Raw genomic sequence first — 7,117 nt, 5'->3', positions numbered from 1 at the left:
AATGACGGCGGCGGTTTTGCCTGGATGCCTCTCAGGACGAGAGGACGATCAGACCCGCTGCCGGCCCGCTCGGACGGCCTCGACAATGTCGATGGCGGCCCGGACGCCGCCTTCTATATCCAAATTAGAATTATCCAGCAAGTAAGCATCTTCCGCGGGCTTCAAGGGCGCCACGGGGCGGTTCTGGTCGCGCTCGTCGCGCTTGAGGATGTCCGCCAGGACCAGCGCCTCATCGGCCGCCTCGCCACGCCCCTTGGCCTCCAGCGTGCGTCGGCGAGCGCGGACGACGGGATCGGCCACCACATAGATCTTCACATCGGCGTCGGGGCAAATCACGGTTCCAATGTCGCGGCCGTCGAGCACGGCGCCGGGCGGTTCCTCGGCGAAATGGCGCTGGAAATTGAGCAGCACCTCGCGAACGCGCGGAAAAGCCGAGACAATCGAGGCCGCGTCGCCGGATTCCTGGGTTTTCAGCAGCGGATTACCAAAATGCTCGGGATCGAGGCTTTCGGCGGCATGAACCGCTTCGATCTCGTTATGCAAATCGATGCCGCGCGACAGCAGCGCAAAGCCGACCGCGCGATACAGCACGCCGGTATCGAGGTGACGGTAGCCATAATGCTTCGCCAGGCGCTTGCCGAGCGTGCCTTTACCGGAGGCGGCGGGTCCGTCGATGGCGATGATCATATGCGTGTCAGTACCTGGAGATGCCTTACGGCGTATTTAAGCAAAATCCGCGCCCAGCCGGCGCATCATCGGGATGAAGTCGGGGAAGCTGGTGGCGATGAAGGTGGTGTCGTCGATGGTGACCGGCGCATCCGACGCGCAGCCCATGGCAAGGGCCGACATGGCGATGCGGTGATCCATATGGGTGGCGACGGTGCCGCCGCCGGGGACACGGCCGGTGCCGTGGACGATCAGGTCGTCACCGACGATCTCGACCTTGACGCCATTGACGCGGATCATCGCGGCGGTGGCTTCAAGACGGTCCGATTCCTTGACGCGCAGTTCCTGCAGGCCGCGCATGATCGTCGTGCCTTCGGCGAAGGATGCCGCCACGGCCAGCACCAGATATTCGTCGATCATCGACGGCGCACGCTCGGGCGGCACGTCGACGCCCTTGAGCTTCGACGCCTTGATACGGAACCTGGCCATCGGCTCGCCGGCATCGCCGCGGACATCGGTCTCTTCGATATCCGCCCCCATTTCGCGGAGCGTCGTGAACAGGCCGGTGCGCAGAGGATTGGTCATGACGTCGGTGAGCTCGATCTCCGAGCCCGGCGTGATCAGCGCCGCCACCATCGGAAAGGCGGCTGAGGACGGATCGGCCGGCACCACGACGTCGGCACCCTTCAGCTCGGGCTGGCCGGTGAGCGTGATCTTGCGGCCGTGGGCGCCTTCCTTCTCGGAGACGATCTCGGCGCCGAAATGCTTGAGCATCAGCTCGGTGTGGTCGCGGCTGGCCTCTGACTCGATCACCGTGGTGGTGCCGGGTGCCGAGAGGCCCGCCAGCAGCACGGCAGACTTGATCTGCGCGGAAGCCACCGGCGTCTTGTAGACGATCGGCAGCGGATCGCGGGCGCCCTGCAAGGTCAGCGGCAGCCGGCCGCCTTCCTGGCAGGCGGTGACTTTCGCGCCCATCAGTTCCAAGGGATCGACGATGCGGCGCATCGGGCGGCTGCGCAGCGAGGCATCCCCGTCGAATGTGACAGTGATCGGACATCCCGCGACGGCACCCATCACCAGCCGCGAGCCGGTGCCGGCATTGCCGAAATCCAGCGGGCCCTTTGGCTCGGCAAAGCCCGCCACGCCTACGCCATTGACCTTCCACGCAAAATCGCCGGTGCGCTCGACTTTGGCGCCAAGCGCCTGCATCGCTTTGGCGGTATTCAGGACATCCTCGCCTTCGAGCAGGCCGGTGATCCGGGTTTCGCCGACCGCCAGCGCGCCGAGAATGAGCGCGCGATGCGAGATCGACTTGTCGCCGGGCACGCGTGCGGAACCGCGCAAAGCGCCGCTTTTGCGCGCTGTGAGAGGCGTCGGCTGGGCGGCGGATGTGTCTGGATGGCTCAAAATACTGTTCCCTTGCGCAAGCGGGCTCGTAGCATATGGGCCACGGCGCGTCACGCGGCCGTCACTCTCGTGCAAACCGCTATTGACAGGAGCGTCTCAACTAGCCAAGTGAAGCACCGTTTTTCAAGAAATCCCCAGGACACCTGCACGTGGCCAAATCCGACCTCGGAACCAAACGCATTTGCCCAACCACGGGCAAGAAGTTCTACGACCTCAACAAGACGCCGGTGATTTCGCCTTATACCGGTGAGGTGGTGCCGATCGCTCCTGTTGCTCCGCCCCGTGGCCGCGCCGCCGAGCGCGCTGCGTCGCCTGCGAACACGACGGACGAGAACGAGACCAACGAGAACGAAGAGTTGGTGTCGCTCGAGGAAGCCGATGCCGAGGAGAACACCGGCAAGAAGGCAGCCGTGCTGGAATCCGAGGACGACATCGAAGCCGACGATTCGGTTGATGATGATGACGACGATTCGACCTTCATCGCCGACGAGGACGAAGGCGATGACGACGTGACCGACATCATCGGCGACGTTGGCGGCGACGAAGAAAGTTAAGTGACAAGATCCTGACAAGGGTCTTGTGATCCACCCGAACATGTGGTTTGGGTTTGCCGCGCGACGCCGACCCAGGCCGTCGCGCTTCAGGGGCCATAGCTCAGCTGGGAGAGCGCTTGCATGGCATGCAAGAGGTCGGCGGTTCGATCCCGCCTGGCTCCACCACGCTTCGCCAAGAGGCTTCGCGTGGCGCAGCCGCGCAGAGCCTTTTGGCGAAGCGTGGTGTCCGGCGAAGCCCGCAGGGCGAAGACGGACTGAAATTGAAACTCCGTTTCTTGCTAGTCTGACTGCCTACCCGCTCCCTTCCGACGATCCCAGGCGAATGCCGTCATGTGGTACGTCTACATCATCCGGAGCATTCAGTTTCCTGATCAGGAATATGTCGGCGCGACTGCCGATCTGAGAAAGCGAATCGCCGAGCATAATGCCGGCCGATCAGTGCACACGTCGAAATTCATGCCGTGGCAGCTCGTCTGGTACTGCGCTTTTCCGGACAAGCACCGCGCGCTGGCATTCGAGACGTATCTGAAATCGCATTCCGGCCGCGCCTTCGCCAGAAAACGCCTCTGACCGCCTACTCCCCCAGCGCCTTGTTCAGCCGATCCCTGAGCGCGACGATCTCGTCTTTCATCGCCACCAGCTCATCCACCGAACAGCCCGTCGCGCCGAGAATGCCCTGCGGCACGGCGCCGGCCTTGTCACGCAGCGCCTTGCCCTGCGCGGTCAGCGTCACGATCACCGTGCGCTCGTCCTCCGCACCACGCGTGCGCTTCACCAGACCCGCCGCCTCCAGCCGCTTCAACAACGGTGTCAGCGTGCCCGAATCCAGGAACAGCTTTTCGCCGATCTCCTTCACCGGCACCTGATCGCGCTCCCACAGCACCAGCATCGCCAGATATTGCGGATAAGTGAGCCCGAGCTTCTCCAGCAGTGGCTTGTACACGCGGTTGAACGCATGGCCTGCGGAATAGACCGCAAAGCAGATCTGGTTATCGAGCTGCAGGAGGCCCGAAGGGGCCGGTTTCTTCGCCATCATCATCTCCAGACCCCATCTGGTCACGAGCCGACGTCCCAGCCAAGCCCGCTCACGATCTGTTGAGCACAATTCAATCGCGCGCCCCTCTTTTTATATTGCGCACAATCTAATTGTGCTCAATTATGATCGCATCAACAAACGACGCGCAAGCGCCACAGCCCGAAGGAGACCACCATGTCCGTGAATGTCCTCTACAAGACCAGCGCCAAGGCAACCGGCGGCCGTGACGGCCGCTCGACCACCACCGACGGCACGTTCGACGTCAAGCTTGCCACCCCGAAGGAGCTCGGCGGCGCTGGCGGCGAAGGCAACAATCCCGAGCAGCTGTTCGCAGCCGGCTATGCCGCCTGCTTCATCGGCGCCATGAAGTTCGTCAGTTCGCAGGGCGGACCGAAGGTGCCGGCCGACACTGCCGTCACCGCGACCGTCGGTATCGGCCCGCGCTCTGAAGGCGGGTTTGGCCTCGATGTCGAACTCGCGATCTCGCTGCCGGGCGTCGATCGCGCGGATGCCGAAGCTCTGGTCGAGAAGACGCATCAGGTCTGCCCGTATTCAAATGCCACGCGCGGGAATATCGAAGTGCGCTCGGTGATCGTGTAAGAAGCGGATCTCTAGCCCTCATGGTGAGGAGCGCGCCCTTGCGCGCGTCTCGAACCATGAGCTGGCCGGGCTCGGAGCCTGCAGCCATCCTTCGAGACGCCGCTACGCGGCTCCTCAGGATGAGGGCGGAGCGAGATAGATCGGCCAAAAGGCCCGGCATCTGCCGGGCCTTTTGCGTTCGCCCTGCGCTCATGGCGGCTGCGCGAAGACGCCCATTGCCGCGCGCCGCCAAGCCCGGTAGCTCTGACAGCCTTCACGATGCTCTCTGGCATAATAACAACGACACTCAAGAGAAGGCTGATTGAATGAGCTTACCCGTAGCCCCCGGCGCCATTGCCGGCCTGCGCGTGATCGATCTGTCGCGTGTGCTCGGCGGTCCCTACTGCACGCAGATCCTGGGCGACCACGGCGCTGACATCGTCAAGGTGGAGCCACCCGCCGGCGACGAGACCCGCGATTGGGGCCCCCCCTTCCATGACGAGGATGCGGCCTATTTCGTCGGCGCCAATCGCAACAAGCGCTCCATCGGCCTCGATCTCGCATCCGAAGGCGGCCGCGCCGTGCTGATGCGCATGCTCGAAGACGCCGATGTGATGATCGAGAACTTCAAGCCCGGCACCCTCGACAAATGGGGCATCGGCAACGATTTCCTGCGCGAAAAATTCCCGCAGCTGATCCATTGCCGCATCTCCGGTTTCGGCGCCGACGGCCCGCATGGCGGCCATCCCGGCTATGACGCCATCATCCAGTCGATGGTCGGCCTGATGGCCTCCACCGGTTCGCAGGACTCTGGCCCGACCCGTATCGGTGTCGCGCTCGTGGATATGTGCACCGGCCTCTATGCCTGCGTCGGCATTCTGATGGCGCTGCAGGAGCGTGCAAAGTCAGGCCTTGGACAGTTCGTGGAAGCGACGTTGTATGAGACCGGCCTTGCCATCATGCACCCGCACACCTCGAACTACTTCTACAACGGTGGCAAGCCGCCGGCTCTCACGGGCAACGAGCATCCCAATCTGGTGCCCTATGCCGTGTTCAAGGCGCGCGACGGCAACATCTTCATGGGCGTCGGCAATGACGGCACCTTCCGAAAACTGTGCCGCGAACTCGGCAAGCCGGATCTCGGCACCGACGAACGCTTCGCGCGCAACCGCGACCGCGTGGTGAATCGCGATGCGCTCAGGGCCGAGCTGGAAGCGATCCTCGCACAGCACGATTCCGCACCGCTGTGCGAACGCCTGCTTGGCGCCGGCCTTCCCGCCGGCCCGGTGCAGTCGATCGACAAGGCGCTCGCCAATGCGCACACCAAGCATCGCGGCGATGTCATCGAGAAGGACTGGTACAAGGGCGTCGCCTCGCCCGTGCGTTTCGATCGCACCAAAGCGAGCCTTCGCCGCGTGCCGCCGAAGTTTAACGAACACTTCGACGAGATCCTCACCGAGTTCGGTTACTCGGCCGATCAGATCAAGGACCTCGTTGCCAAGGGAACCGTGAGCGGCACAGAGCGCAAGCGCTGACGATCAACATCAACTGTCGCCGCCCGGCTTGACCGGGCGGCCCAGTAAACACTGACGGTTGTGATAAAACCGAAGAGCCGGCGTATACTGGATCCCCGCTCCGCGCGCGCAATTGCGCGCTAGGCGGAGATGACAGACTAAGTGCGGGGCAGGCCACAGAGCGCAAACCCTGTTCGACTTTTTGCGGCTTCCCAACGCCGCCCTTTCCCGCCTAGCATCCGCGCCGTCAAAATGTCGCATGCACGTCATCCGGCGCAGATTTGTTGCGGAAAGACGATGACGGCACCCGGGAGAAACTGAATGAATCGCCATTACGCGCTTGCCACCCTGTTCGCCTCCACGCTGGCTTTTGCTGCACCTGCGCAGGCGGTGACCGAGATCCAGTGGTGGCACGCGATGAGTGGCGGCAACAACGACATCGTCAACAAGCTTGCCGCCGACTTCAATGCCTCGCAGAGCGACTACAAGGTGGTGCCGACCTTCAAGGGCGCCTATCCCGACACGATGAATGCCGGTATCGCCGCCTTCCGCGCCGGCACGGCACCGCATATTTTGCAGGTGTTCGAAGTGGGCACCGCGACCATGATGAGCGCCAAGGGCGCGGTGAAGCCCGTCTATCAACTGATGAAGGATGCGAACGAGCCGTTCGATCCCGCCGCCTATCTGCCGGCGATCACCGGTTACTATTCGACCTCGAAGGGCGAGATGCTGTCCTTCCCGTTCAACTCGTCGTCGATGGTGATGTGGGTCAATCTCGATGCGCTGAAGAAGGCGAACATCGCCGAGATCCCGAAGACCTGGCCCGAAGTGTTCGACAGCGCCAAGAAGCTGAAGGCCGCGGGATACACGACCTGTGGCTTCTCCAATGCCTGGGCGACCTGGGCCAATATCGAACAGTTCTCTGCCTGGCATAATGTGCCGATCGGCAGCAAGGCCAACGGGCTCGACGGCTTCGACACCGTGCTGCAATTCAACACGCCGCTGCATGTGAAGCATCTGCAGACACTGACCGAGCTGGTGAAAGACAAGACCTATGACTATTCCGGCCGCGCCAATGGCAGCGAAGCGCGCTTCGGCTCCGGTGAATGTCCGCTGTTCCTGACCTCGTCGGGCTATTACGCGACCGCCAAGAGCACCGCGAAATTCGCCTTCACCTCAGCGCCGATGCCTTACTATCCGGACGCCAAGGGCGCGCCGCAGAACTCGATCATCGGCGGCGCCTCGCTGTGGGTGATGACCGGCCGCAAGCCGGAGGAGTACAAGGGCGTGGCCCGCTTCCTCGCCTTCCTGTCGCGCACCGACGTGCAGGTGCAATGGCACACCGGTACCGGCTATGTGCC

General features: G+C 63.1%; 8 protein-coding genes and 1 tRNA gene. 6 read left to right on the top strand and 3 right to left on the bottom strand.

Annotation, left to right across the window (positions count from 1 at the left end):
- Positions 1–48: 48 nt before the first annotated feature.
- Both cmk and aroA read right to left on the bottom strand, forming a co-directional pair.
- Positions 49–687 (bottom strand): (d)CMP kinase, encoded by a 639-nt coding sequence (gene cmk / locus ACIQ2A_RS24825; RefSeq protein WP_398484534.1) that lies wholly within the window; start codon positions 685–687, stop codon positions 49–51.
- 36 nt (positions 688–723) lie between these two features.
- The gene (aroA, locus tag ACIQ2A_RS24820; protein WP_398484531.1) at positions 724–2,073 is read right to left on the bottom strand and encodes a 3-phosphoshikimate 1-carboxyvinyltransferase; all 1,350 of its coding nucleotides are present in this window, start codon (positions 2,071–2,073) and stop codon (positions 724–726) included.
- A 149-nt stretch (positions 2,074–2,222) separates the two neighbouring features.
- Between aroA and ACIQ2A_RS24815 the strand changes: the two genes are divergently transcribed.
- The 3 genes from ACIQ2A_RS24815 (at position 2,223) to ACIQ2A_RS24805 (ending at position 3,197) form a co-directional block, all read left to right on the top strand.
- Positions 2,223–2,627 carry a TIGR02300 family protein gene (locus ACIQ2A_RS24815; RefSeq protein WP_398484529.1) on the top strand — a complete coding sequence of 135 codons (405 nt, stop codon included), beginning with the start codon at positions 2,223–2,225 and terminating at the stop codon, positions 2,625–2,627.
- An 89-nt stretch (positions 2,628–2,716) separates the two neighbouring features.
- Positions 2,717–2,792: transfer RNA gene (locus tag ACIQ2A_RS24810), tRNA-Ala, on the top strand.
- Between the two features lie 165 nt (positions 2,793–2,957).
- On the top strand, positions 2,958–3,197 hold the full coding sequence (locus ACIQ2A_RS24805; protein WP_398484527.1) for a GIY-YIG nuclease family protein: 240 nt from the start codon (positions 2,958–2,960) through the stop codon (positions 3,195–3,197).
- Positions 3,198–3,201: 4 nt separating this feature from the next.
- Here ACIQ2A_RS24805 and ACIQ2A_RS24800 read toward each other — a convergent pair whose 3' ends face one another.
- Positions 3,202–3,660 (bottom strand): MarR family winged helix-turn-helix transcriptional regulator, encoded by a 459-nt coding sequence (locus ACIQ2A_RS24800; protein WP_398484525.1) that lies wholly within the window; start codon positions 3,658–3,660, stop codon positions 3,202–3,204.
- A gap of 177 nt (positions 3,661–3,837) precedes the next feature.
- Between ACIQ2A_RS24800 and ACIQ2A_RS24795 the strand changes: the two genes are divergently transcribed.
- The 3 genes from ACIQ2A_RS24795 to ugpB all read left to right on the top strand — a co-directional run.
- A complete protein-coding gene (locus ACIQ2A_RS24795) occupies positions 3,838–4,263 on the top strand; it encodes an organic hydroperoxide resistance protein (RefSeq protein WP_398484523.1) in 426 nt (141 codons plus the stop codon).
- Positions 4,264–4,568: 305 nt separating this feature from the next.
- Positions 4,569–5,777, top strand: a complete 1,209-nt coding sequence (locus ACIQ2A_RS24790) for a CaiB/BaiF CoA transferase family protein (protein WP_398484521.1) — start codon at positions 4,569–4,571, stop codon at positions 5,775–5,777.
- 300 nt (positions 5,778–6,077) lie between these two features.
- The coding region (gene ugpB, locus ACIQ2A_RS24785) for a sn-glycerol-3-phosphate ABC transporter substrate-binding protein UgpB (protein ID WP_398484519.1) at positions 6,078–7,117 on the top strand (1,040 nt) is incomplete at its 3' end.

It is taken from the genome of Tardiphaga sp., from assembly GCF_044336785.1.
In the GTDB taxonomy this organism is placed as follows: domain Bacteria; phylum Pseudomonadota; class Alphaproteobacteria; order Rhizobiales; family Xanthobacteraceae; genus Tardiphaga.
Note: the sequence above shows the minus strand (reverse complement) of the source record. Positions and strands in the feature narration are given on the sequence as shown.

Excerpts from the sequence above, each read along its gene's own strand:
- cmk (WP_398484534.1), bottom strand. The coding sequence starts at position 687 with ATGATCATCGCCATCGACGGACCCGCCGCCTCCGGTAAAGGCACGCTC.
- ACIQ2A_RS24805 (WP_398484527.1), top strand. The coding sequence starts at position 2,958 with ATGTGGTACGTCTACATCATCCGGAGCATTCAGTTTCCTGATCAGGAA.
- ACIQ2A_RS24800 (WP_398484525.1), bottom strand. The coding sequence starts at position 3,660 with ATGGCGAAGAAACCGGCCCCTTCGGGCCTCCTGCAGCTCGATAACCAG.
- ACIQ2A_RS24795 (WP_398484523.1), top strand. The coding sequence starts at position 3,838 with ATGTCCGTGAATGTCCTCTACAAGACCAGCGCCAAGGCAACCGGCGGC.
- ACIQ2A_RS24790 (WP_398484521.1), top strand. The coding sequence starts at position 4,569 with ATGAGCTTACCCGTAGCCCCCGGCGCCATTGCCGGCCTGCGCGTGATC.